Annotated in this window: 27 protein-coding genes; 17 read left to right on the top strand and 10 right to left on the bottom strand. The window is 70.2% G+C overall.

The genetic code is table 11. The features are described from left to right. The first annotated feature begins 78 nt into the window (after nucleotides 1–78). From IV112_RS09115 to IV112_RS09085, 7 genes are all read left to right on the top strand, one after another. A complete protein-coding gene (locus IV112_RS09115; protein ID WP_304003080.1) occupies nucleotides 79–1242 on the top strand; it encodes a hypothetical protein in 1164 nt (387 codons plus the stop codon). A 25-nt stretch (nucleotides 1243–1267) separates the two neighbouring features. Next, the gene (locus IV112_RS09110) at nucleotides 1268–2014 is read left to right on the top strand and encodes a ferritin-like domain-containing protein (protein ID WP_304003078.1); all 747 of its coding nucleotides are present in this window, start codon (nucleotides 1268–1270) and stop codon (nucleotides 2012–2014) included. 46 nt (nucleotides 2015–2060) lie between these two features. Beyond that, on the top strand, nucleotides 2061–2372 hold the full coding sequence (locus IV112_RS09105) for a hypothetical protein (RefSeq protein WP_304003076.1): 312 nt from the start codon (nucleotides 2061–2063) through the stop codon (nucleotides 2370–2372). 37 nt (nucleotides 2373–2409) lie between these two features. Further along, complete coding sequence (locus IV112_RS09100; protein ID WP_304003075.1) at nucleotides 2410–3279, top strand: SDR family oxidoreductase; 870 nt, start codon at nucleotides 2410–2412, stop codon at nucleotides 3277–3279. A gap of 20 nt (nucleotides 3280–3299) precedes the next feature. Further along, nucleotides 3300–3668 (top strand): four-helix bundle copper-binding protein, encoded by a 369-nt coding sequence (locus IV112_RS09095; RefSeq protein WP_304003073.1) that lies wholly within the window; start codon nucleotides 3300–3302, stop codon nucleotides 3666–3668. A 111-nt stretch (nucleotides 3669–3779) separates the two neighbouring features. After that, entirely contained in the window at nucleotides 3780–4571 is a 792-nt protein-coding gene (locus IV112_RS09090) for a hypothetical protein (RefSeq protein WP_304003071.1), read from the top strand. A 2-nt stretch (nucleotides 4572–4573) separates the two neighbouring features. Further along, nucleotides 4574–5098 carry a PRC-barrel domain-containing protein gene (locus IV112_RS09085; protein ID WP_304003069.1) on the top strand — a complete coding sequence of 175 codons (525 nt, stop codon included), beginning with the start codon at nucleotides 4574–4576 and terminating at the stop codon, nucleotides 5096–5098. A gap of 33 nt (nucleotides 5099–5131) precedes the next feature. Here the strand turns inward: IV112_RS09085 and IV112_RS09080 are convergent, their stop codons facing one another. Together IV112_RS09080 and IV112_RS09075 are read right to left on the bottom strand one after the other, a co-directional pair. Beyond that, nucleotides 5132–6085, bottom strand: coding sequence for an SDR family oxidoreductase (locus tag IV112_RS09080; RefSeq protein ID WP_304003067.1), 954 nt, complete (start codon nucleotides 6083–6085; stop codon nucleotides 5132–5134). Then, nucleotides 6082–6360 carry a hypothetical protein gene (locus IV112_RS09075; protein ID WP_304003065.1) on the bottom strand — a complete coding sequence of 93 codons (279 nt, stop codon included), beginning with the start codon at nucleotides 6358–6360 and terminating at the stop codon, nucleotides 6082–6084. The genes IV112_RS09080 and IV112_RS09075 overlap by 4 nt, the downstream gene beginning before the upstream one ends. 130 nt (nucleotides 6361–6490) lie before the next feature. Here IV112_RS09075 and IV112_RS09070 point away from each other — a divergent pair, with 130 nt between their 5' ends. The 5 genes from IV112_RS09070 (at nucleotide 6491) to IV112_RS09050 (ending at nucleotide 8435) form a co-directional block, all read left to right on the top strand. Next, on the top strand, nucleotides 6491–6937 hold the full coding sequence (locus tag IV112_RS09070; RefSeq protein WP_304003064.1) for a CBS domain-containing protein: 447 nt from the start codon (nucleotides 6491–6493) through the stop codon (nucleotides 6935–6937). Between the two features lie 154 nt (nucleotides 6938–7091). Next, nucleotides 7092–7250: a DUF1328 domain-containing protein gene (locus tag IV112_RS09065; protein ID WP_304003062.1), complete on the top strand. Its 159-nt coding sequence runs from the start codon at nucleotides 7092–7094 to the stop codon at nucleotides 7248–7250. 12 nt (nucleotides 7251–7262) lie between these two features. Then, nucleotides 7263–7622, top strand: coding sequence for a BON domain-containing protein (locus IV112_RS09060; protein ID WP_304003060.1), 360 nt, complete (start codon nucleotides 7263–7265; stop codon nucleotides 7620–7622). A gap of 32 nt (nucleotides 7623–7654) precedes the next feature. Beyond that, on the top strand, nucleotides 7655–7972 hold the full coding sequence (locus tag IV112_RS09055; protein ID WP_304003059.1) for a BON domain-containing protein: 318 nt from the start codon (nucleotides 7655–7657) through the stop codon (nucleotides 7970–7972). 61 nt (nucleotides 7973–8033) lie between these two features. Continuing rightward, a complete protein-coding gene (locus IV112_RS09050) occupies nucleotides 8034–8435 on the top strand; it encodes a CopD family protein (RefSeq protein ID WP_304003058.1) in 402 nt (133 codons plus the stop codon). Between the two features lie 33 nt (nucleotides 8436–8468). On the opposite strand, the gene IV112_RS09045 is transcribed toward IV112_RS09050, so the two are convergent. Continuing rightward, the gene (locus IV112_RS09045) at nucleotides 8469–9038 is read right to left on the bottom strand and encodes a DUF2231 domain-containing protein (RefSeq protein WP_304003057.1); all 570 of its coding nucleotides are present in this window, start codon (nucleotides 9036–9038) and stop codon (nucleotides 8469–8471) included. Nucleotides 9039–9071: 33 nt separating this feature from the next. Between IV112_RS09045 and coxB the strand changes: the two genes are divergently transcribed. The 4 genes from coxB to IV112_RS09025 are packed head-to-tail and all read left to right on the top strand — an operon-like array spanning nucleotide 9072 to nucleotide 13370. After that, a complete protein-coding gene (coxB, locus tag IV112_RS09040) occupies nucleotides 9072–9740 on the top strand; it encodes a cytochrome c oxidase subunit II (RefSeq protein WP_304003056.1) in 669 nt (222 codons plus the stop codon). After that, nucleotides 9737–12262, top strand: coding sequence for a cytochrome c oxidase subunit I (gene ctaD / locus IV112_RS09035; RefSeq protein WP_304003055.1), 2526 nt, complete (start codon nucleotides 9737–9739; stop codon nucleotides 12260–12262). The genes coxB and ctaD overlap by 4 nt, the downstream gene beginning before the upstream one ends. A 23-nt stretch (nucleotides 12263–12285) precedes the next feature. Next, entirely contained in the window at nucleotides 12286–12585 is a 300-nt protein-coding gene (locus IV112_RS09030) for a hypothetical protein (RefSeq protein WP_304003054.1), read from the top strand. Then, nucleotides 12576–13370: a cytochrome c oxidase assembly protein gene (locus IV112_RS09025; protein ID WP_304003053.1), complete on the top strand. Its 795-nt coding sequence runs from the start codon at nucleotides 12576–12578 to the stop codon at nucleotides 13368–13370. Before IV112_RS09030 ends, IV112_RS09025 begins: the two co-directional genes overlap by 10 nt. 7 nt (nucleotides 13371–13377) lie before the next feature. Here IV112_RS09025 and IV112_RS09020 read toward each other — a convergent pair whose 3' ends face one another. The 4 genes from IV112_RS09020 to IV112_RS09005 all read right to left on the bottom strand — a co-directional run bounded on the left by IV112_RS09020 (nucleotide 13378) and on the right by IV112_RS09005 (nucleotide 19441). Then, nucleotides 13378–16581, bottom strand: coding sequence for a DUF748 domain-containing protein (locus tag IV112_RS09020; protein ID WP_304003052.1), 3204 nt, complete (start codon nucleotides 16579–16581; stop codon nucleotides 13378–13380). Further along, a complete protein-coding gene (locus IV112_RS09015; protein ID WP_304003051.1) occupies nucleotides 16578–17558 on the bottom strand; it encodes an AI-2E family transporter in 981 nt (326 codons plus the stop codon). The genes IV112_RS09020 and IV112_RS09015 overlap by 4 nt, the downstream gene beginning before the upstream one ends. Before the next feature lie 92 nt (nucleotides 17559–17650). Beyond that, complete coding sequence (locus IV112_RS09010; RefSeq protein ID WP_304003050.1) at nucleotides 17651–18022, bottom strand: hypothetical protein; 372 nt, start codon at nucleotides 18020–18022, stop codon at nucleotides 17651–17653. A 63-nt stretch (nucleotides 18023–18085) separates the two neighbouring features. Further along, nucleotides 18086–19441 carry an NAD(P)/FAD-dependent oxidoreductase gene (locus tag IV112_RS09005; protein WP_304003049.1) on the bottom strand — a complete coding sequence of 452 codons (1356 nt, stop codon included), beginning with the start codon at nucleotides 19439–19441 and terminating at the stop codon, nucleotides 18086–18088. 218 nt (nucleotides 19442–19659) lie between these two features. Between IV112_RS09005 and IV112_RS09000 the strand changes: the two genes are divergently transcribed. Continuing rightward, nucleotides 19660–20067, top strand: a complete 408-nt coding sequence (locus IV112_RS09000; RefSeq protein WP_304003048.1) for a TraR/DksA family transcriptional regulator — start codon at nucleotides 19660–19662, stop codon at nucleotides 20065–20067. 15 nt (nucleotides 20068–20082) lie between these two features. On the opposite strand, the gene IV112_RS08995 is transcribed toward IV112_RS09000, so the two are convergent. Genes IV112_RS08995 through IV112_RS08985 form a run of 3 tightly spaced genes read right to left on the bottom strand, consistent with a single transcriptional unit; the run spans nucleotide 20083 to nucleotide 23593 of the window. Next, nucleotides 20083–20454: a ChaB family protein gene (locus IV112_RS08995; protein ID WP_304003047.1), complete on the bottom strand. Its 372-nt coding sequence runs from the start codon at nucleotides 20452–20454 to the stop codon at nucleotides 20083–20085. 50 nt (nucleotides 20455–20504) lie between these two features. After that, nucleotides 20505–21293 (bottom strand): endonuclease/exonuclease/phosphatase family protein, encoded by a 789-nt coding sequence (locus tag IV112_RS08990; RefSeq protein ID WP_304003046.1) that lies wholly within the window; start codon nucleotides 21291–21293, stop codon nucleotides 20505–20507. Further along, nucleotides 21293–23593 carry a VTT domain-containing protein gene (locus IV112_RS08985; protein ID WP_304003045.1) on the bottom strand — a complete coding sequence of 767 codons (2301 nt, stop codon included), beginning with the start codon at nucleotides 23591–23593 and terminating at the stop codon, nucleotides 21293–21295. The genes IV112_RS08990 and IV112_RS08985 overlap by 1 nt, the downstream gene beginning before the upstream one ends. Nucleotides 23594–23647: the final 54 nt, after the last annotated feature.

Genomic DNA, 23647 nt, shown 5'->3' with positions numbered 1-23647 from the left:
CCTTGCAGGCATCCGGACAGGCAGCGCTTCGCCGCTGCATTCCGACATGTGTTTCTTCGCAAGAAGTGGAGACCCCAGATGAATCTTCTCGACCACAAGGGCGTGCCGCTCGACAAGCAGGGACTGACCTGGAAGGAGATGGCGGGCCAGCCCATCAGCAAGCTCGACGACGAGGCATTCACGCGCGTCCGCATCATCCTGATGAACGGCATCGAACTGGATGCCCTTCGTCTGTCGCATATCGGGGCGCGGATGAATGCCGATCTGCGATTGCCGCTGGCGCGCGTCCGGCGCATCGAACAGCACCAGGCGACGGCGGTGAGCTGGCTGATCGGCGCCGATCACTCGCCGCTCGAAACCACCATCGCTTACGAGCAGGTGGCGATCGAAGTGACGGCTGCCGTGGCGCAGCAGGAACCCGATCCCTATCTGGCGCAGGTGTACCGCTTCGGCCTGCTGGAGGACTTCGATCACCTGTACCGCTATTCGGCGCTGCTGGACCGGATGGAGGGCAAGGACGCCAACAACATCCTGCAGGGCAATACCGACATCGTGCCAGGGCGTCCGACGGTGGACGAACACCGCGCACCGGAGGACGACCTGCGCCACCCCTATACCGCGAAGGCCGATCTGCTGTCGAAACTGCATGCGACGCTGATCACCGCGGCCGAGTACCAGACGCACGACTTCTACATGACGATAGGCCCGACCTTCGCCGACCCGGTGGCGCGTCAGCTCTACGCCGAGATCGCGTCGATCGAGGAACAGCACGTGACGCAGTACGGTTCGCTGCTGAATCCGCGGCAGAGCTTCCTCGAGCTGTGGCTGCTGCACGAGGCGGCCGAGGTCTATGGCTACTACAGCTGCGCGCAGTCGGAAAGCAATCCGCGCCTGCGCGCGCTGTGGGAAAGATTCTGCGATTACGAGCTGGGCCATCTCCACCACGTGTGCGAGCTGATGAAGCAGCACGAGCGGCGCGATCCGGCCGAGGTGCTGTCGCGCGAACTGCCCGCGCCCTTGCCCTTCCACAGTCAGCGCGAGTTCGTGCGCGAAGTGCTGGCGACCGAGGTGGACCTTCGCGCCAGCGGGCCGGATTTCGTGCCGGTCGAGCAGGAAAACCCGGCGTCCATCGCCTATCGCGAGCGCGTCAACGCCGACGGCTCGCCGTCGACCGAAGTGGCGGCCGCCTATCACTGGACTTCGGGCACCGAACTGAACCGTCCGCTCGCCCGCGCCGCGTGACAACCTGCCGACAGGAGTACGAAACATGGAGAACGTGACCCGCAGCGGTTTCAACCGTACCGGCGCGCAGACCTCGCTGCACACCGTGCAGAACATGCAGGCCTTCGCCGACGAACAGTCCCCTTCCGGACCTTCACACATCGATGGCGTACTTGAAGGGCGTTCGATTGCCTCCGTCCGCGCCGAATCCGTCCACGCCGCCGAGCGTATCGGCTCGGTGCCGATACCCACCACGCTGACCGGCGTGCTGGCGACCGGCCTGTCGAAGCTGACCGGCCATCGCCCCGAGGTGCTGGTCGACAAGCTGGGCGAGCGGCTGGCTTTCGAGCGCACCGGCGTGCGCCTCTACCAGGCCCTGATCGACAAGGCCGAGGCGGTGCAGGCAGACGTCGCGCTGCCTTTTACGATCGGCGAGCTGAAGCACATCCGCGACGAGGAACTGGAGCACATGCACATCGTTACCTCGGCGCTCGAAGGGCTGGGCGCCGATCCGACCGCCCAGACCCCGTGTGCCGACGTGGCCGGCGTCGCCAGCAGCGGCGCCATGCAGGTGCTCAGCGATCCGCGTACGACGATCGCCCAGTGCCTCGAAACCATCCTGTCGGTCGAGCTGACGGATGGCGCCGGCTGGGATCTGCTGATCCGCCTGTCCGGTTCGGCCGGCCAGGATGACCTGATCAAGCCCTTCAGCGAGGCGCTTGCCCGCGAGCAGGTACACGCGCAGCAGGTGAAGGGCTGGCTGGAACGCGCCGTCGTCGATGATCTGGACTGACGGCACCCGCGGCCCACAGGCTGCCTTTTCTCAGGAGGACGAACAGATGACCACATCGAGTACCCGTGCAACCGAAGCCACGCCGCGCGCGACCGACGAAGTGAAGGTGTACGCCGGCGACGCGGGCCATCCCATCGTGGACGACTACGGCGGCGACGCCGGCGAGGAACTGATGGGCAGCGAGTCGACACGGATGCAGCGCTGTCGCGAACAGCTTTCGCACATGAGCGAGCACTGCCGCGAGCGGGTGCAGGCGCGTCCGTTCACCGCGCTCGCGCTGGCGTCCTTCGTCAGCGCAGCGGTCGGTGTCTGCCTCGGCATGAAGATGCATCGCAGTTCGCGCTGGCACTGGCGCTGACACGCGGCGACCGGAATCGGACGAGGAGGAGAGACCCGTGATCAATGGCAACCACCTTGCAGGCGGCGTGCCCCCGCAGGAGCAGGACGTTCAGCCCGGTCAGGAATTGCCGATGCAGCCGCCGCCGCGCGACATGATGGAGGATTACCGCGGCGCGGCGAAGCTGCGCGACCGCGTGGCCCTGGTCACCGGCGGCGACAGCGGCATCGGTCGCGCGGTGTCGGTGGCGTTCGCGAAGGAGGGGGCGCACGTGGTGATCGCCTACCTGGACGAGCACGAGGATGCGCAGGCCACGCTGGCCGAGGTCGAAGAGCAGGGGGTGCGTGGACTTCTCCGCGCCGGCGACATCGGCGACGAGGGCTTCTGCCGCAAGCTGGTGGACGACACGATTGAGCATTTCGGCCGGCTCGACATCCTCGTGAACAACGCCGGCGAACAGCATCCCCAGCCGAGCCTGACCGACATCACGACGGATCAGCTCGAACGCACCTTCCGCACCAACATCTTCGGCATGTTCCACCTGACGCGTTTCGCGCTGCCTCATCTGAAGGAAGGCGCCTGCGTCATCAACACGACCTCGGTCACCGCCTACCGCGGCAGTGCGCACCTGATCGACTACGCCGCCTCCAAGGGCGCCATCGTGTCCTTCACCCGCTCGCTGTCGGCGGCGCTGGCCAAGCAGGGCATCCGGGTCAATGCCGTCGCGCCGGGTCCGATCTGGACGCCGCTGATCCCGGCGACCTTCGACAAGGACGAGGTCGCGTCCTTCGGGACCGACGAGCCGCTGGGCCGGCCCGGTCAGCCGGAGGAGGTGGCACCGAGCTACGTCTTCCTCGCCAGCGCCGACTCCAGCTACATGACCGGGCAGGTGCTGCATCCCAACGGTGGCGAAATCGTCAATGGCTGATCCAACCAGAGGGGAAATCCATGGAAACGAATGACGCGACGGCATCGAGCGCAGGCGCGCCGCTGGCGACCGAAATGCAACGCTGCATCGACACCTGCTACGAATGTGAGCGCATCTGCCTGCACATGGCGACCGGTCATTGCCTGTCGCTCGGCGGACGGCATGCCTTGCCCGAGCATGTGAGCACCATGCTCGTGTGCGCGCGCATGTGCGGGACCGCTGCCGAGGTGATGGCGATGAACTCGACCCTTCACCGCCAGGTGTGCGCCGTCTGCGCCGACCTGTGTGATGCCTGCATCACCCGTTGCCGCGACCTCGACGACATGGACGCCTGCATCGAGGTGTGCGAGCGCTGCAAGAGCGAGTGCGAGGCGATGGTCGATGCCTAGTCGGGCCCGCCTGGGCGCCGTGGTGGCGGCCCTTCGTCGTGCGCGGAACGTCGATTGCATGAATGGGCTGCCCCTGTCGGGGCATCCCATCCCAATCGCAAGGAGCGAGTCATGGAAACAAGAACCGTTGAATCGATTCAGTTCGGGGCCGAGGCGATGCCGCCGCACAGCGGCATACACTGGAGCGCAATCTTCGCGGGACTGGCGGTAGGGCTGTCCGCCCATCTGCTGATGATGCTGATCGGCATTGCCGCCGGTTTTGCCGTGTACGGCACCGGCGAACGCCCGGACGGCGGCAGTATCTCGATGGTCGCAGCAAGCTGGAACACCTTCAACATGCTGGTATCCGCCTTTGTCGGCGGCTATGTGGCGGCGCGCTGCTGTGCGCTCAAGCGTGGCTCGGACGGCTTGCTGCACGGCATCGTGTCCTGGGGGGCGACCATGCTGTTCTTCGCCATCCTGACCGGTTCGCTGACCGGCAACGCGGTCACCGGCGCTTTTGGCGTCGCCTCGGTTCGCTCCGCAGCGGTGGCCGAGGGGGCGGCCCCGTCGTCGATCGGCCAGCTCATCGACCGCGTCAATGCCGGCGACCGTGAAGGTGCGGTGGCGCTGATGCGCGATCGCTTCGGGCTCGCCGACGAACAGGCGCAACAGGCGGTGGACGAAGCGATGGCCATGCTCGGCCCGGACGGCACGCGCACCGCCGAGGGCCTGACCGACGCGGCGAAGGCCGCGTCCATCGTCAGCACCTGGCTCAGCGTGGCGATCCTCCTGTCCTTGCTGTCCGCCGCGGCCGGCGGCGCGCTGGGTGCGCGCAGCACGCGCAAGCGCTCCCTTCCGCGCGTGCAGACAATGCGGGCAACCGTGTACGGCGACGGGCAGCCGTCGCATATGCGGGGCTGAGCATGACGCAGTCCGGATCTCCGGGTGGTGGCCCCGCCGGCCACGGACCCACGCAGCCGCCCGAGGCGGGCGAGACGACGTCGATCGGCAGCGACCCGCCGGACGGTGGGGGCGATGCGCTGCCGGGCAGTGCGACGAGCGTGGGTCGCGACGCCGGCGGCGGCGGAGATCGCCCCGCACCGGCGTCGTCCGGTCTGCTCGATCTGACGGCGCTGGTCGGCGCGACCGTGCTCGGACCGGCGGACACGACGCTGGGCCACGTCGGTGGCGTGCTGGCCGACCCGCATTCCGGGCGGCTTGCCTATCTCGTGCTGACGCCGCTGCCCGGCCTGATCGACGGGCCGCGTGCCATTCCGTGGTCGGTGGTCGCCGCCCATCTGTCCGACGGGCCGCTGCATCTGCCGTACACAGCCGACACGCTCGGTATGGCGCCGGCGCTGGACAACGGGCGTGTCCCGGATGCCGACGGCGACTGGGTGCAGCAACTGCACGAGTTCTTCGGATGTCGCCCCTACTGGGTTGCCTGAACCTTGCAAGGGGGCCTGGCGGCGGCCCACGCCTCAGCGGCCGCCACGCCTCGACAGCAGCGTATAGAAGCTGTACTCGCGCACCCGGCCCTGTCCCCCTCCGCGTTCGTCGCCATCGTCGCCGCAGGGCGCGTGCAGTGCACCGCGGCGGTGGCCGGCGGCGGCCTGGCCGCTGCGCTGCTGGCGCAGCAGAACGCGCGCGGAATAGAGGTCGGCGGCGCGGGGCAGCATGAAGCTGCCGGCGGACAGCAGACGCGCCGGCGCGCCGACGTAGATGTCGCGGCGTGGCTGCGTGGCCGCGTACAGCAGCGCTTCGGCCACCACGTCCGGTGCGTACACCGGCCCGGGCAGTTGCGGCTCGACGTCCATGAAGTTCGCCGCGTGACGGGGCAGCGGCGTATCGACCGAGGCCGGCCTCACCAGGGTCAGTGAAACCGGCGCCCCCTCGGCTTCGAGTTCGGCGCGCAGCGAATCGGTGTAGCCCCGCACCGCGTGCTTCGACGCCGCATAGGCCGCCTGCAGCGGCAGGCCGGCGTCGCTCGCCTCGCTGCCGACATTGATCAGCGCACCGCCGCGGTCCTTCAGCGTCTCGAGCGCGACGACGCAGCCATGCACGACACCCCAGAAGTTGGTCTCGAACAGTCGGCGCATGTCGGCCAGCGGTACGTCGGCGTGCCCGCCGAATATCGCTACGCCGGCGTTGTTGATCCAGGTGTCGAAACCACCATGCGCATCGATCGCCGCGCGGGCGATCCGGCGCACTTCGTCCAGATGTCCGACGTCGGCGACGACCGGTGTCACCGCGTGGCCGACCTCGCGGAACTTGTTGGCAATCGCGTCGAGCGCGGCGCCATCGCGCGCAGCGATCACCACTCGGGCGCCGCGCTGCGCCGCCATCCGCGCGGTCGCCAGGCCGATACCGCTGGAGCCGCCGGTCACCACGATCACCTGTTCGGCGACCGGCTTCAGCACGAGGCGGTCAGTCATGTGGAGGCCGCCGCCGGCAGGTCGGCATGCAACGGCCGCAGGAAGAGCGGGCCGCGGGCGATGACGACGACACGCTCCGGTTCGGGCGTCGGCACCGGCTCGCGCACCGGACTGTTGCCGGGTGACGGATCGATCACCGGATTCGGGTCGGGAAGCGGCTGCGGCGGCTGCGGTGGTTGCCCGGGCGGGGGCTCTCCCGGCACGGGAGGCGCCGGGTCGGGCTGGTGTGCGTATCTGCGGATGCCGACGTCGTGGGGCACAGGCTTTCTCATCATCGTGTCCTCCGTGGAATGGACCGGCGTATGCGCAAGCGGCGTGCCCCGGCGGTGCCGGGCATCGTGCTTGCAGGCCGGAGGGCGTGCAGGCAAGGAACTGCGTCAACCCATTCACTGAAGGAGACAGGACATGCAAGTGCGTGAAGCGATGACAAGCGACGTGAAGCTGGTGGACTCGCACCAGAGCATCCAGGACGCGGCGCGAATGATGGCGGAGTGCAATGTCGGTTCGCTTCCGGTGGGCGACAACGGACGGCTGGTCGGCATGATCACCGATCGGGACATCGCAATCCGGGCGGTCGCCATCGGCAAGGCGGCAACGACCGAGGTCGGTCAGGTCATGAGCAAGGCGGTGAAGTACTGCTTCGACGACGAGGACGTGTCGCACGTCGCGCAGAACATGGGCGACATCCAGCTTCATCGGCTGGTGGTCCTGAATCGCGACAAGCGTCTGGTCGGCATCGTCGCGCTGGCCGACATCGCGAACTGCGAAGGCGCAGGCCCGGCCGGCGAAATGGTATGCGGCATCTCGTCGCCGCAACAGTCCGCCGGCCGCAGCGCGCCTGCCCATCACTGAGCCCGGGCGCCGGTAAGGCTTACACCGGCGCGCAAATTTTTCACCGCGGTTCCGCCCGGAGCGACGGCGTTCGCCCGGTCGCGGGCTGCACGGCAGGTATGCGGATTGCTCGGCGGAGGGCCCAGGCGCGAGCCGACAGCGGAACGGAGTGATCATGCTTTATTACGCAGCCATTTTCCTGGTGATCGCGATCGTCGCCGGCCTGTTCGGTTTCGGCGGCATCGCCTCAGGTGCGGCGGGTATCGCCCGTCTGCTGGTCTATATCTTCCTGATCCTCTTCGTCGTTTCGCTGGTGTTCGGCGTCCTGCAGTAGAGGAGATTACGAATGAAGGTCCATTCCATTCTTGTCGCGGTCCTTGCCGCACTGGCATTCGCCGGCTGCGGCGAGCGACCGGAAGCACCGCCGGCCGACAGCGCAACCGTGCTCGAACCTTCCCGGCCGGCCACCGCGGCGGCTGTGCCGGCACCTGCCGATGGCGTGCTGAAGACGCGCGTGGTCGAGGCGCTGCGCCAGGACAGCAGCCTGCACACCGATTCGATGATCGTCACCGTGCGTGAAGGTGAGGTGAAGCTGAACGGCGTCGTGCCGGCGGAGCAAATCACGCGCGCCGACAGCGTCGTGCGCAAGGTCGACGGCGTGCGCGTCGTGATCAACGCACTGCGGCCGACCGCCCCCTCTTCATGACCCTGCAGTTTTCCAACCTGAGGATTCTCACGATGAAGAAGAACGGACAAACCTTGCTGGCCGTCGCTGCACTGCTGGTCGCCCTGGGCGGCTGCTCGGCATCAGGAGGCGGAAAGTCGACCGGTGAGTACATCGACGACGCGACCATCAGCACGCGGGTGAAGGCACGACTGATCGAGGACGATCAGGTCAAGGCGCGCGAGGTGACGGTTGAGACCTATCGCGGCGTGGTCCAGCTGAGCGGCTTCGTGTCGTCCGAGGCGGAAGCGGCACGCGCGGTCGAGCGCGCCCGCAGCGTGCCCGGCGTGACCGGGGTGAAGAACGACATCCGCATCAAGCCTGCTCCCTGACCGGACGCCGGATCGCTGATCGGCCGGCAGCCTCGCTCGCCGGCCGACAAGGAGAGGGCGCGTGCTGCTGCTGAAGGCTGTCCATCTGGGCGCATTGATCTGCTGGACCGGTGTGCTGCTCTACCTGCCCGCGCTGCTGCACGCGCTGGCGGGGCGCGACGGTGTGCTGCTGCACCTGCGCTTCGCACGTCTGGTGTTCGTCGCCGGTGCGACGCCGGCTGCGCTGCTCGCCATCGTGAGCGGCACCGCGCTTTTCGTCGCCGACACGATCATCGCACCGTGGCTGGTGCTCAAGCTCTGCCTGGTGGCCGGCGTCGTGCTCTGTCACCTGGTGTCCGGCCTGATGATCCTGCGCGCCGAGCAGGTTGCGCCGCCTTCCGGGCGCCATGCCTCGGCCGTCGGCGTGCTGACCGTGCTGCTGGTCGGCGCCACCTTCTGGCTGGCGCTCGCCAAGCCCGTCTGAGATCAGGAGATGTCCGTTGTCGCTGCCGTCCTTTCAATGATCTTCGGCCGGCGCGATCCGGTGCGCGACGCCGACCGCGTGCTCGTACACCAGTCGCCCGCCGAGCCAGGCGGCGAGACCGGTTGCGGCCGCGCTGCCGAGCGACAGCGCCAGCGCCGTCTCGGGCTGTCGCGCATGTTCGCCGGCGAAGCGCAGAAGCCAGTTGCAGGTGGCGAGCGAAAGCAGCATGACGGCGGCCAGCGCGTGTGCCCAGGCGCTGATCTTCTCGCGGATGCGCCGCACCGCCAGCAGGTCGATCAGGCCGACCGCGCTGGCAAGCCAGCCGCCCCCGGCGCCGACACCGGCGAGCCAGATGCCGGCGCGCATCCAGAACGGGTCGCGGGTGTACAGCCACGCGAGGTCGGTGGCGACCAGCCCGAGCAGGGCGGCCACCGGAATGTGGATGAGCATCGGATGCAGCGGATGTTTGCCGAGGGCCGCAAGGCTGTGTATCGGCTCCGGCGATCCGGACGGCAGTCGGTCCGGTGTGCCGTCCGGCAGTGTCGCGTCCGGCGCGTGGTGACGGGTGTCTATGGGGGGAGCGGGCGGAAGCGGTGCGGTCATCCGGTCATCCTCGTGCTGGGGCGAAAATTGCTGTTGTGCGCAGGCCTGCTGCCCGCGGTTGCCGCGGCGGTCGAGGGACCGCTGTCGGTCCTCGACCCGGCGGGGCCGGCTGCGCGCGAAGCGGCCCTGTTGTGGTGGTGGATGCTGCTCGTCGCGGTGCCGGTGTGGGCGCTGGTGTGCGGGCTGTGGCTCTGCGCCAGCCGCCGTTCGCCGACCGCCGCACGCACGGGTCAGCAATCCTCGGGCCTGCGCTGGCTGCTGTTCGGTGGCGTGCTGCTGCCCGGCGCGAGCATCGCTGCGCTGCTTGCCTGGGGCATTCCCGCCGGGCAGCGCATGGCCTATGCCGACGCCAGCCCGCCGACGCTGACGATAGAGGTGACCGCGCGGCAGTGGCAGTGGGACGTGCATTACCCCGACAACGGCTTGCGCCTGATCGACACGCTCTATCTGCCGGCGGGCGAGGTGGTCGAGATCCGGATCGGCAGCGCCGACGTGATCCACTCGTTCTGGATTCCCCGCCTCGGCGGCAAGATGGACGCGGTACCCGGCCGTCTCCACCGGCTGCGCCTGCGTGCCGACACGCCGGGCGAGTACCACGGGCAGTGCGCCGAATACTGCGGCATCGACCACGCGTTCATGAGGTTGCGCGTACAGGTGCTGCCGCGGCAGGCCTTCGCCGCGTGGATGGAGGCGGCGCGATGAGCGGCGCGACACCGGCCGAAGGCCTGCACGCGGAACTCGACGCGGCGTGGGCGAACGGGCGCGGCTGGCGTGCACCGGTCACGGTCAGTCACGGCGCCCTCGGCCTGCGCTTCATGTACACCGGCATGGGCTTCTTCCTGTTCGGCGGCCTGCTGGCCATGCTGATGCGCGCCCAGCTGGCGCTGCCGGGCCGCGTATTCATGCCGCCCGACGTGTATGCCCAGGTGTTCACGCTGCACGGCAGCGTCATGATGTTCCTGTTCGCCACGCCGGTGATGGAGGGGCTGGCGGTCTATCTGCTGCCCAAGATGCTGGGCGCGCGCGACCTCGTGTTTCCGCGTCTGTCCGCGTTCGGCTACTGGTGTTACCTGTTCGGCGGCCTGATCCTGATCTCCAGCCTGTTCCTCGGCGTCGCGCCCGACGGGGGCTGGTTCATGTACCCGCCGCTGACCGGCGCGCAGTACAGCCCGGGCCCGAATACCGACATCTGGCTGATCGGCATCACCTTCGTCGAGATTTCGGCGGTGTCGGCCGGTGTCGAACTGGCGGTGTCCATCCTGTATGCGCGGGCGCCCGGCATGAGCCTCGACCGCATGCCGCTGTTCGCCTGGTACATCCTGGTCATGGCGTTGATGATCATTGCCGGCTTCCCGCCGCTCATCCTCGGCAGTGTGCTGCTGGAGCTGGAGCGGGCGGCCGGGCTGCCCTTCTTCGATCCGACGCGCGGCGGCGATCCGGTGCTGTGGCAGCACCTGTTCTGGCTGTTCGGCCATCCGGAGGTCTACATCATCTTCCTGCCGGCGGCCGGCATCGTATCGACGCTGGTGCCGGTTTTCGCGCGCCATCCGCCGGTCGGCTACCGCGCCGTCGTGGTCGCCGTCATCAGCACCGGCTTCATCAGCTTCGGACTGTGGGTGCACCACATGTTCGCAGTCGGCATGCCGCTGCTGTCGCAGGCCTTCTTCTCGGCGTCGAGCATGCTGGTGGCGATACCCACCGGCGTGCAGGTGTTCTCGTGGCTGGCCACACTGTGGCGCGGCCGACCGGTGGCCCACGTGCCGATGCTGTGGCTGGGCGGCTTCCTGTTCATCTTCGTCGCCGGTGGGCTGACCGGCGTCATGCTCGCACTGGTGCCCTTCGACCTGCAGGTGCACGACACCCAGTTCGTGGTCGCCCATCTGCACTACGTGCTGGTCGGCGGCATGCTGTTCCCGCTCATCGCCGGCCTCTATTACTGGCTGCCTCACTTCTCCGGGCGCATGCCTTCGCTTGCGCTTGGCCGCTGCGGCTTCTGGCTGGTGTTCATCGGCTTCAATCTCGGCTTTCTCGTGATGCACTGGACCGGCCTGCTGGGCATGCCGCGGCGCGTGCACACCTATGCGTCCGGCCTCGGGTGGGATCTGCCCAACCTGCTGTCTTCCATGGGGGCCTTCGTGATGGCGGCCGGCGTCGCCTGCGTGCTTGCCGACCTGCTGCTGCATGCCCGCTACGGCCCGCCTGCGCCGCCCGACCCGTGGGGCGCGGATACGCTCGAGTGGGCGATGCCGACGCCGCCGGCGGCATACAACTTCGTCAGCCTGCCGACGGTGAGCAGTCGTCATCCCTTGTGGGACCAGCCGGATCTGGCGAGTCGTCTTCTGCGCGGTGAGGGTCTGCTACCCGGCGCGCCCGGGGGGCGACGGGAGACGCTCGGGTGCGATCCGGTCAGCGGCGAGGCGCGCAGCGTCATCGTGCTGCCCGGCAATACCTGGTTGCCGTTCGCCGCCGCCGCGGTCATCGCCATCGTCTGCATCGCGCTGCTGATGAAGATCTACATTGCCGCGGCGATCGCCGCGGCCGCCGCGCTCTGCATACTGTTTCACTGGTCCTGGCAGAACGGCGTCCATCCGCTGCCTGGCGACGCCGCGCCGTCCGGTCTGCCGCTGCACGTGCTTGCCGCCGACGGGCCGGGGCTGCGCGGCATGGGGCTGACACTGGTCGCCGACGGTGCGCTCTACCTGTCGCTGCTGTTCGGCTGGTTCTACCTGTGGGTGGTGCCCCCGTCGGCGGTGGCGCTGCTGTGCAGGAACGGCGGCCTCTGGGCGAGCGGCTCGTCGGCGTCGCTGCTGCTGCTCGCGGCCGCAGTGTGCGCGACCGGCGCCGCGCTGGTGCTTCGCGGGTCGGCGTGCCGCCTGCGCCGGGGCGAAAGCCGGCATCTGTCTGCCGGGATGCTCGCGGCGACCGTGTTCTGCGTGGTGGCGGCAGTTGCGCTGGCAATCGCCTGGAGCGGGGCCGGACTGGTGCCCGCGGTCGATGCGCGCGATGCCGCGGCCGCGGTGGTGCTCGGCTGCAATCTGGTCCACCTGCTGCTGGCGGCCATCGTGCTCGCGCTGCAGGTCGCGCGGGTGCGCTGCGGACGGGTCGGCGCGCATGCGCCCTACGAACCGCGCGTAGCCGGACTGCTGTGCGGCTACAACGCGCTCGCGCTGTGGGCGGCCTGGGTTGCACTGGTGCCGTTTCCGCAGGCCTGGGGCGGTACGTGACGGCCGGCCGCTTGGTCTGTCATGTGGCACTGGGACCGCTGCTCTGGGGTGGCTGGTTCGTCGCGCTGTATGCGTTGCAGGGTCTCCTGTGCGCACGCCAGGTCGAGGAGGGCGGCGTGCGGCTGACCCTGATGGCGCTGAGCGCATGCGCGGTGCTGGCGTCGTCCGTGCTCGCCGGTCTGTGCCGGCGACGTGCGTGCGACGCGGCGCTCGTACCGGAACTGCGCTTCACCGCCGCGCTGGCCGGCGGCCTGCACGGTGTGTCGGCCGTCACCATGCTGGTGATCGCCGCACCGCTGTTCTGGGTGGCGCCGTGTACCTGATACGGGCGTTGCTCGTGGCCGCGTGGTCGCCAGCGGCACTGGCGCACGCCGAGGCCGCCCGCGGCGCGGCCGGCGGGGTGACCGAAGCCGTCGGCGCGCTGGTGCTGGCCGCGATCTGGATCGCCTATCTGGCGGGTGTCCGGCGCAGGCGTGCGTCGCGCCGCGCCGCCGTCTGTTTCCACGCAGGGCAGCTCACCGTTCTGCTCACGGCCTTCGGTCCGCTCGATGTGCTCGCCGCCGACAGCGCGGCGCTGCACATGACGCAGCACATGGGTTTCATGCTGGTGGCGGCGCCGCTGTGGGTGCTGGCCAATCCTCTTCCGCAGTTCCGCGCGCTGACGCGCGGCCACCCCACCGGCCTGTGGCGACGGCTTGCGCGCATCGGTCATGCCCCGGCGGCATGGGCGGTGCTGCACGGCGCCACCCTCTGGCTCTGGCACGCGCCCGGGCCTTACCGGCTGGCGCTGGCCGATCCGTGGTGGCATCTGTTCGAGCACGCGAGCTTCCTCGTCACTGCCGCCTTCTTCTGGGCGGCGACGCTGCATGCCTATCCGCCGGCGCGCGGCGCGGCGCTCGTCGCGGTGGCGGCGACCTTGATGCACACCGGCCTGCTGGGGGCGCTGCTCACGCTTGCGCCCTTCCCGCTGTATGGAAGGGGCAGTAACGAAGATCAGCAGCTTGCCGGCCTGCTGATGTGGGGGCCGGGTGGACTGTTCTATCTCGCGGCCGGCGCCTGGATCGCGCTGCGCTGGTTGGCGACGCGGCAGGTGCCGCTGCGCGGATGAATGACCGTCAAGGCGTCTGCGGTGCCTCGACGCCCTGCAGTTCGACGTCGACGCTGGCACGCGCTTCGACCGGCGCGGCGATGTCGATACGCGTGCCGTCCAGTCCGCGCAGGTCCAGTTGCCGGCGCACGGCTTCGGCGCGCTGCTGCGCCAGTGCGGCAACGCTGTCCTTCTGCGCCGGCTGCCCGGCGGCGAGTTGCGCGAACAGCGCGCGGTACCGGGCCGCCGCACCGTCGCCATTGTCTGCCTGCGCGGCGGCCGGCAGACGTGCGGCGTGCAGGCGGGCCACCGCTTCTTGCACCGCCGGGTCGCCGAAGTCGAGCAGTCCGCCGTCGTCCGGCACGCCGGCGAGTTGCGCCACTTCGCTGCGCAGCGTGGCTTCACGCAGCGCCTGTCCATCGGCGTTCGCGTCATAGGCCGGACGCAGGCGCACGCCGAGGCCGGGGCGCTGCGCCAGTGCGTCGGCCAGCCGGTAGAGCTTTTCCTTCTCGCCGGCGGCAAGACGGCTGCTGCCGGGGTCGAAGTCGATCGCGCCGGACAGTGCGTCCTCACTGCCGAGCAGTCGGCCGAGCAGGCGGAACGGCGCGCCGACGATGCGTTTGACCGTGTTGTCGATGACGTCCGCCACGACGCCGCGGTAAAGGATGCGCGCGTCGCCGACCCGGCCGCGCACCGGCACCTCGACCCGCGCCCGTCCGTCGCGGTCCTTCAGCAGCGCCAGGGCCAGTTCGAGGCCGCTGTCCGTGAGTCCGCCTGCGCGCACGCGGTCGCCCAGCGTCACGTTCTGCAGCGTCACGATGTTCAGACCGTCCAGTTCGCGATCGCGGATGCGGTAGCGAAGGTCGAGCCAGAGCTTGCCGGCGGCGATCTTGCGTCCGGCGAAAGTGGCGCTGTAGGGCGACAGCAGCGGCATGTCGATGTTGTCGAAGCGTACGTGCAGGTCGGTCATGTCGGGCAGCGCCGAAGGTCGTACGCGCCCCTGCGCGCGGGCCTCGCCGTGCGGCTGGATGCGGCCGTGCGCCTCGACCGTGGCCTCGCCGTCGGGCCGGTTGTCGACGCCCAGCAGGCGCGCGCTCACCTCGGTCACCCGGGCGGAGAAGGGCAGCACCAGGCTGTCGTCGGAAAAGTCGAGCGTGCCGCGAACGATGTCGAGGCGGTCGATGCGCATCGGCATCGGCGCCTTCGATGCGCTTGATCGCGCAGTCGGGGCGGGCGCGTGGGTGACGCGGATCTGGCTCAGATTGAGCTGGCGTGCTTCGTCGATGGCGATCCGTCCCTGCGCGTCTTCCAGTGTGAGACGGGCGAGGTGCAAGGCGCCGGGCTGCCTCTCCAGGCGGCCTTGAGTCCGCACGCTGGCCGCTTTCAGCAGCGTTTCGCCGCCGTCGGCATCCTTCAGGTGCAGACCGGCGAGTGCCGCCCGGCCGTCGACGCGCAGCGCCGGTCGGCCGCCGTGCCGCAGTCGCAGATCGGCGTCGAGTCGCCGTGCCGACACTTCGAGCGGAGACATGCCGCGCAGCAGCGGCGTCATGCGGTCCAGCGGCAGTGCGTCGATGCGCAGCCGCGCGTTGGCGCCGCTGCCGTCCTGCCGGGCATTGCCGACGACGCGCAGGCGGCCTTCGCCGGCACGCAGGTCGGCGCTGTAGGACAGCGGCGTGTCGGCGCCGCGCGCCAGGCCGCGTACCTTCGCCTGGCCCTTCAGCGTGATCAGCGTCGTCTTCCGTTGCGCTTCGGCCACCTGCAGCGTGAGCGCGTTCAGCGCCAGTTCGTCGACGCGGTAGTCCCAGCCGGTGCGGCCGCCCGTCGCGGGCGACCGGCGGCCGCTGGCGCCGTGAGGCGGCACCAGAGCAGGCCGTCCGCGGGCATCGAGCTCGACCTGCAGCAGCAGGCCGTCGATATCGACGTGGCGGGCGGACAGGCGGCGCGCCGCGCTGTCCAGGTGGGCGCCCTGCAGAGCCAGCGCCGACGCGCCGACGGGCGCTGCGTCGGCCGCCTGCAGGCGGGCGCCAGCGAGCACCGCATCGATCGCGCTGGCCGATATCGCGGCCGGCGACGTGGCGATGTTCAATTGCAGCTGGCCCGTCAGGTGATCGGCACCGATGCGCAGCGGCACCCTGAGGTCTTCGTAGCGCAGCGCCAGCTGTTCGGCTGACGTGTCCGCCAGTTCGATCCGCCACGATGGCTTGTCTGCCGACGCTGTGGCGGGGCCGGTCAGACCGCTCCAGTTGAGCCGTCCGGCGGCGTCGCGGAGGACGTTCAGCTGGCCCGACTGGAGGCGCACGCCGTCAAGGTGCAGGCGACGAGTGCCCGCAAGGCATCGCCCGCCGGCGATCGACAGGCGTTCGACGGCGAGCAGCGGCGCGCCGCCCTCGACCGGCGTCAGCTCGAAGGCGTGCGCCTCCACCTGCAGCGCTTCGAGCACCAGCGTCTGTCGCAGCGGGGCGCTGAAATCGATGCTGTAGTGGGCCCGCGCGTCGAGGCGACCCCCGCTGACGCGTGCCGCCGAAGCCGGCAACAGTCGTTGCCACCAGAAGCCGGCGTTTGCGTCGCTCAGCCGCATACGGCCCTGACTGGCCAGCGCCGCCGGCCCGAATTCGCCGTCGAGTTCGAGCAGGCCGTCGTCGGGCAGCGGCGCGTGCACACGGAAGCGCGCCGGTGCGGCGCCGACCGCGGTGGACAGGTCCGCCAGTTCGGCACGCGCGTCGCGCAGCACGAGCGCTTCGGTGAGCGGGCCGGCGCGCACGCTGAGCGAACGGAGCGTCAGCGTCGCGCGCGCGATGTCCAACGGCGGCAGACGCGGGGCCATGCCCGCCTTCCGCGACGTCGTCGCCGTGCTGCCCGGGTCGGCAGCCGGCGCGCGCTGGACGCGGATGTCGACGCCATCCAGCGTCAGTTGCGACACCTGCCAGCGACGCGCGAGCACGCTGTGCCAGGCGATGTCGGCGCGGAGCTGCCCGATGTCGGCCGCGACGCCGGCTGCCGCCGACGACAGGGCGACGTCGCGCGCTTCGAGCGTGAGCCGGAACGGGTGGATGAACAGCTGGCCGATGCGCAGCTCGATGCCCTGTCGTTGCAGCACGTCCGGCAGGCGGCGCTCGATCTGCGCCGGCAGCCACAGTGCGAGCAGCGCGGTGTAGAGGGCAAGCAGCGACCCCAGGGCCGCGACCAGCAGCACCGCGCGTCGGTAGCGGCGGCGGGCACGCGCTCCGCTCATCTGCGGGCTCCGGCGGCGGCGTCGCTGCCACGCACGATGACGAGCAGCGAGGCGGCCAGCGGCGTGGCGAACAGCACGCCGAGCGCGCCGAACAGCGCGCCGAACACGAGCTGCGCCGAGATGGTCGCCACCGGCGGCAGGTGCACGCTGCGGAAGTCGATCAGCGGCGACAGCAGGTAGTTCTCCGCCGCCTGCACCGCCACGTAGAGCAGCGCCACCGACAGCGCAGTCGACGGGCTGACCGCGAGCGCGACGATCAGCGCCGGGCAGGCCGCCAGAGCGGGGCCGATGTAGGGGACGAAGTCGAGTGCAAAGGCGATCAGACCGAGCGCCAGCGCCAGCGGCATGTCGAGCAGCCAGAGGCCGATGCTCACCGCCACGCCGACCAGCGACATTTTCAGGAAAGTGCCCAGCAGCCAGCTGCGCAGCGCATCGACCAGCAGGTCGATGCGCGCTGCGGCCTGACGGCGGCGCGCGGCCGGCAGCAGTTGCAGCAGGCCGCGGCGGTACACCTGCGGCGTGGCCGCGCCGTAGAGGCCCATGAACAGCACGACGAGGAAGCCGGCGACGATGCCTATCGTGTTCGAGAACAGTCCGCGCAGACCGGGCAGCCACAGTTCGCGATCGGGCACCAGCGTGCGCAGGTTCTTCTCGGACAGCAGTACGCGCGTCCAGTCATAGAGCTTGAAGCGGGCGCGCATCTGCTCCCACGCCTCCTGCAGCCGCGGCCCGAGCTGGTCGATCTGCGTTGCCGCTTCGGCGCCGAGCAGGGCGAAGCCGAGGCCGAGCAGCGTCAGCATGGACAGCAGCACCACGGTGAGCGCAACCGGGTAGGGCAGCCCGGTGTGCCGGCCGAGCAGCGCCGACAGGCCGTGCAGGAAGATGCCGAACAGCACGCCGGCGAAGATGAGCAGCAGCACATTCGCCAGGTTCTCGATCAGCAGCGCCGAGGCGAGCAGTGCGAGGCCCACCAGCACCGGTCGCGTCAGAAGCGGGGCCGGCGCGTGCCGCTCCGCGTGGTCCGCTGCGCGGGACGGTGTCTGGCGCCGCCCGGGCAGCCGCTTCGCCCTCATGCGTTCAGCCGCCGTGCGCGGTCGGTCGGGATGCGACGGTCGGTACCGACCTGCATGGCAGGCCGCAGCTCGCTGCAGACGCCGATCATCCGCAATGCATGAACCGACTGCGGAGCATGAGCCGGCGCCTCGCGCGAGCGCGCTTCGTCGACACCACCGCCGGGGTCGCTCGGCGATACGGCGTCGGCGCTGATGATGGCGCCCGCGGTGGCGCCCACTGCGCCTTCGCGCAGGCAGGGCATGTCGGGCGCAGCGGCTGCGTCGCTGGCGATGGCCGTCGGCGGCGGCGCCGACTGCGGCGCGTCGCCGAACGCCAGCGCAGCGCACAGAAGGAAGAGCGTGCAAGGAGCGGATCGCGTGGCAGGCATTGGACACTCCCGTCGAGTCAGGTGAACACGGGGCAGCAAGCGGTGTGCCCCCGGGTTGCCGCGTCAGTGCAGCTTGATCCGCGGTCGGGCGCGTCGGGTCAGGCACTCGCCGAGCGTGAGCGCCGCAGTGCGCAGCGGTCCGAGCAGAACGGCGAGGTGGCGGCGATGCAGCAGCCAGTAGCCGAAGCGGGCAGCGGCGCCGCCGAATATGGCGCTGCCGCCGCCGGCGTTCAGCGCGCCCACCGCGCGATCGCGTCCGAGCGTCACCAGATTGCCGCGTTCGCGGTAGTGAAAGGCGGGCAGCGACTCGCCGCGCAGCCGTCGCTGCAGCGATTCGGTGAGCAGCGCCGCCTGCTGGTGTGCCACCTGCGCCTTCGGCGGCATCGGCGGTGCGTCCGGGTCGGGGCGGCAGCTGGCGCAGTCGCCGAGCGCGAACACGTCGTCGTCGCGCAGGGTCTGCAGAGTCGGTCCGACTTTCAGCTGCCGCTGCGGCGTGAGGTCCAGTCCGTCGGTCTGCGCCAGCACTTCGGCGCCCTGCACGCCGGCGGCCCAGACCACCAGGTCGACGTCGATCCGTGAGCCGTCGCGCAGCAGCAGCGCGTCGCGGCGCACCTCGGCCACCTGCTGACCGAGGCGCAGCGTGACACCGCGTTGCTCCAGGTCCTGTTGCGCCCGCTCGGCCACCGCCTCCGGCAAGGTTGCGAGCAGGCGCGGACCCGCTTCGACCAGCGTCAGCTGCAGCGGCTGCGCGAGTTTCTGCAGGCGCAGACCGTAGGCGGCGATGTCCGGGGCCGCGGTGCACAGTTCGGCCGCCAGTTCGACGCCGGTGGCGCCGCCACCGACGATGGCGACCTGTACCGGCCGGCCGGTGCCGAGATCGGCGCGCGCGCACAGCGCCATCAGGCGACGGTGGAAATGTTCCGCGTCGTCCGGGGTATTCAGCGACAGCGCGTGGCGCCGCGCGCCGGGCGTGCCGAAGTCGTTGTCGGTGCCGCCCACGGCCAGCACCAGCGTGTCGTAGGCGACCGACCGGCGCGGCGCGATCTCCATGCCTTCGTCGTCGCACAGCGCGGCCAGCCAGATGCGGTGCGGGCCGCGCTCGACCGACTGCAGGCGTCCCTGGTGAAACCGGAAGCCGTGCAGCCGCGCCTGCTGCCGGTAGTCCAGTTCGTGCTGCTGGCGGTAGCGCGTACCGGCCGCGATCTCGTGCAGCAGCGGCTTCCAGAGATGAGTGGCCGCCGCGTCCACCAGCACGATTTCCGCTTCGCCGCGACGTCCTGCCGTGCGCCCGAGACGCGCCGCCAGTTCCAGCCCGCCGGCACCGCCGCCGACGATGAGGATGCGGTGGTGCTGCTGTGCCTGCCGACGCGAGGCCAGCAGGGAGGTCGGCGGAAGTGTTTCGTACGGCAGGCGGTTCATCCGCGATCCTTCGGCAGTGTCGGGGACGACCTTCCCAGCAACGGCGGTGCCCGCTGCGGCGCGCTGCCGCCACTGCCCGGCGTTGAAAAATGTGCAGGCCGCTTGCAAGAACCTCCGCCCGGTGCGCCGCGGCACACGCTTGCGGTGAAGGCATCGCGCTTGCTGTGACCCCCGCGGCCCCGACGGGTCACCCCTACAATTTTCACGAGGACGCGAACATGACCCCATTGAGACCGGAACAGGTGGCCGCTCTCGCAGAAATGCTCGACGCGGGCGAACGTGCGCTGAAGTCGGACGTCCATGCGCACGTCGCCAACCTGCGCGATACCCGTCCGCCCGGTCTCGAGGCCCCGGCGGGCGACGCGGCGGACGTGGCCGAGGCCGGGCAGCTGCGCGAGAACGACAGCGTGGCGGTGTTGCGCGACGTGCGCGCACTGCGCGACATCGAACTCGCGCGCGAGCGCATCGACGCCGGGCTGGCCGGCGTCTGCGTCGATTGCGAGCTGCCGATTCCGTTCGAGCGCCTGCGCCTGCAGCCGGGGGCGGTGCGCTGCGTCGAATGCCAGGAGGCGCTCGAACGGCGCAGCGCGCGCCAGCCCGACGGCTCGCCGACGCTGCAGGTCTGACGCGACGTTCCGGTGTCAGCGCTGGCGCGTCGCAATGGCGCGCGCCAGTTCGACCTTGGTCATCGTCGAGCGGCCGCGCACGCCCAGTTCGCGCGCGCGTTCATAGAGCTCCTGCCGGGTGTGTCCGTACAGGTCCACGCCGCCGAAGCTCTCGCCGCTGCCGTGGGCTGCGCGCGGGTCGGACGGGCCGGCGTGGTCCTTCGGTTCCCAGTGGTCGCCGACCTTCTCGAAGCGGTGCTTGAGCGAGGCAAAGGCGGTGCGGCGGGCGCGCTCGCCGGGGCCGTAGGTGCGTTCGGCGCTGGCCAGCGTGTGCGCCCAGGTGCGCTGCGCCTCGGGTGGCGAGCGGCGCAGCGTGGCCGGCAGTTCGGGTGTGTTTCTCTTGGGCATCGCAGTCTCCTTCTTGCGGGCGTGTGGCGGGACGGGTGGCGCGAGCGGCATCAGCCCTCGTGCACTACGCTGGCGGGCGGCGCGGTGGCGGCGACGATGGCTTTCACCGGCAGATGGTCGGACGCCACCCGCGCCAGTGGCGAGCGGTGCGTCGAGAAGGCCAGCAGCGTGTGGCGCGGCCGCACCCACACGCGGTCCAGCGCGAACACCGGCAGGCCGGACGGAAACGAGCGCTCGGCCGGCGAGTGGCCGAGCATGCCGTGCAGCCAGCGCAGCGGCCGGCCGAGCGGCAGCCACTCGTTGATGTCGCCGAGCACGATCACCTTGCGGTCGGCCGGCAGGTCGTGCAGCAGCTGCAGCATGCGCCGGACCTGGTAGCGACGTTCGGCCGGGCGCAGCCCGAGGTGGGTGACGATGACGCGCACGCATTCGTCCTCGACCGCGAGGTCGACGGCCAGCGCTCCGCGTGCCTCGCGCCGTCCGTAGCTGAGGTCGTAGCGCTGCACCGCCAGCACCGGCCGGCGCGTGAGCAGCGCGTTTCCGAAACTGCCTTCGTGGCGGATGATGGTGTGGCCGGCGTGCGCCGCCATGCCGGTCGCTTGCGCCAGATAGTCGAGCTGCATCGATTCGTGATGGCCGTCGGCGAGGTTGTCCACTTCCTGCAGGCCCACCGCGTCGCAACCCAGTTCGAGGATGACCTGGGCGACGCGCGCGGGGTCGGCGCGGCCGTCGCGGCCGACGCAACGGTGGATGTTGTAGGACGCGATGCGCAGGCAGTCCTGCCCGAGCGTGTTGTCCAGATTGCGCCAGTCGACGAGGCCCGGGGTGCGCGTCGCCATCAGCTCCTCTCCGCCGCCTGTCCGGCCCCGTCGCGGTGTTCCTTGACCAGCCAGCGGCGCACGAACAGCGACAGCAGCACGATGCCGACTGCGGCGGTCAGCAGCAGGCCATAGTCGAGGCGGCCCGGGTCGTCGAGCGCGGCTTCCAGCTGGTCGCCGAACACGGTGGTGGCCAGCGTTCCCGGCAACATGCCGAACAGCGTGCCGAGCAGGAAGGGCGCCAGCCGTATGCCGATGGCGGCCGCCACCACGCCTTCGATGGCGAACGGGGCGATCGGCACCAGCCGCAGCGCCGTGATGGCCAGCAGGCCGCGCCGGCGCAGCGTTTCGGCGATGCGTGGCAGGCGAGGGCCGGCAATGCGGTGCACCGTTGCCTCGGGCAGCAGCAGGCCGACCGCATAGGTCGCGAAGGCGGCGATCAGGATGCCGGACAGCGCGAACACGAAGCCCTTTTCCGGGCCGAAGGCGATCACCGCCGCCAGCGTGATCAGCGGTCGCGGAAACATCAGCAGACAGGCTGGCGTGTAGGCCAGCAGGATGAGCATGGGCGCCCAGCTGCTGTCGGCCATCGCGCGCGCCCAGCCGGTCACCCGTTCGGCATCGGCGACCTCGGTCAGCGGCGTGTAGCGCCACACCAGTGCCAGACCGAGCAACAGCAGCATGACGGCGCCAGGCAGCGCCACCCGCGCGATGGCGGCGCGCGACCAGCGACGCCGTCCGCTGGCGGGCGGCCGCGAAGGCGTGGCCTCGCCCTCATCGTCCGATGTGGCCGGCGTGCCCAGCTGCAGCTCGGGACTGAAGGCTTCTACCAGCCCGTCGAGCGTGATCGGCTGCTGCGGGTCGCCGACGCGAGCCAGTTCGATCACGGCCTCCGGCCAGTCGGGCTGGCGGTTCAGCGGCAGCAGCGTGCGCGTCCCACCCGACAGCGCCTCGATGGCCGGGCCGAGCGGGCCGTGCGTTTCGAACGCAGCGACGACCGCCGCGACCTCGACGTCGAGGTGTTCGGCCAGCAGGCGATGGCGTACGTCGCGGATGTAGGCCTGCACCCGCGCGTCGCCGCCCGCCTCGATCACCGCGTCGCATTCGCTGTCCATGCCCATCGAGCGGTTGCTCAGATTGGCCGAGCCGACGCGCAGCATGTCGTCGTCGACGATCATCAGCTTGGAATGCAGGTCTATGCATACCTTGTCGGCCAGCCCGTCGATGTGCGGATAGAGGATGCGGAAGCGGCCGTGCCGGTCGGCGGCGCTCAGGCGCTCGACCAGGCGCGTGCGCAGCACATGCATCGTGTGTTCCTCCAGCCAGCCGTGGCTGAACAGGCGGACCACCACGATCACTTCCGGCCCGTCCGGCTCGGCCAGCCGCGCCGCCAGCGCTTCGCCGACACTGCCTGCGGTGAAGTACTGGCTTTCGATGTAGATGCGTTCGCGCGCGCTGGCGATCATGTCGAGGAAGAGCTGCTCGACCTCGTTGACCGGCGGTGCGTCCGCCTGCGGCGGCAAGGTGCGCGCCAGCGCCACGTCGATGCCGGTCAATTCGGGCCGCACGCTGTCCGGCCACGGATCGCCGGCGTCCTTCGCTTCGGGGATGCGATGGCCGGTGGCGGCCAGCCAGCGCTCGCGGGCCACCTCGCCGATCGCGCGCGCGGCCTCGCCGTCGAACATCAGCATCAGGTCGTGAAAGGGCGGATAGGCCTTGTCGGCGCATTCGCGGCGGCTGTCGTCCGGACGGTGGGCGGGTGTGTCCCAGCGGCGGACGGTGAGATCGAAGCCGCCGACGAAGGCGAGCGTGTCGTCGATGACGACGATCTTCTGGTGGTGTGAGGCGCTGACCGGGTGCGTGTTGTCGTAGCAGAAGTGCACGCGCCGGTGCGGCTTCCAGCCGAGGCCGAGACGGGGCGGCAGTTCGCGGTCCGTGCCGAACACCATCGGATAGTCCCAGTCGAGGATGCGCACCATCAGACGATGCCGCCGCCGCGCCAGCCAGTTCAGGAACTCGCCCAGCCGCGCTGGCGGCGCGCCCGGTGCCGCGGGGTCGAAATGCAGCCGGGTGCGGCTGTCGAAGTCCCAAGCGAGGATGGTGATCGAACGCTGCGCCCGTTCGGCCGCCTGCATGAAGGTGCGGAAATAGGCTTCGCCGTCGATCAGCAGCGCCAGGCGGTCGGCGCGGCCACGCGCGAAACAGTTGCGACCGGGCACGCAGACGCTGTCATGGCCGGCCGGCGTCGGCGGGACCTTGTCCGGCGGCACGTCGTCGTGCGGGCGCGGCGGGGTGGTGAGGAAGGGGCGCTCGGCGTTCACGGCTGACGATGGAGTGGAGTCGCCCAGCCTCAGCAATCGACATGCCGGGGCGGC

The sequence above is a fragment of the Methyloversatilis discipulorum genome (assembly GCF_018780585.1).
GTDB classification, from domain to species: Bacteria; Pseudomonadota; Gammaproteobacteria; order Burkholderiales; family Rhodocyclaceae; genus Methyloversatilis; species Methyloversatilis discipulorum_B.
The sequence above is the reverse complement of the archived record's forward strand: the minus strand, read 5'-3'. Positions and strand labels throughout refer to the sequence as shown.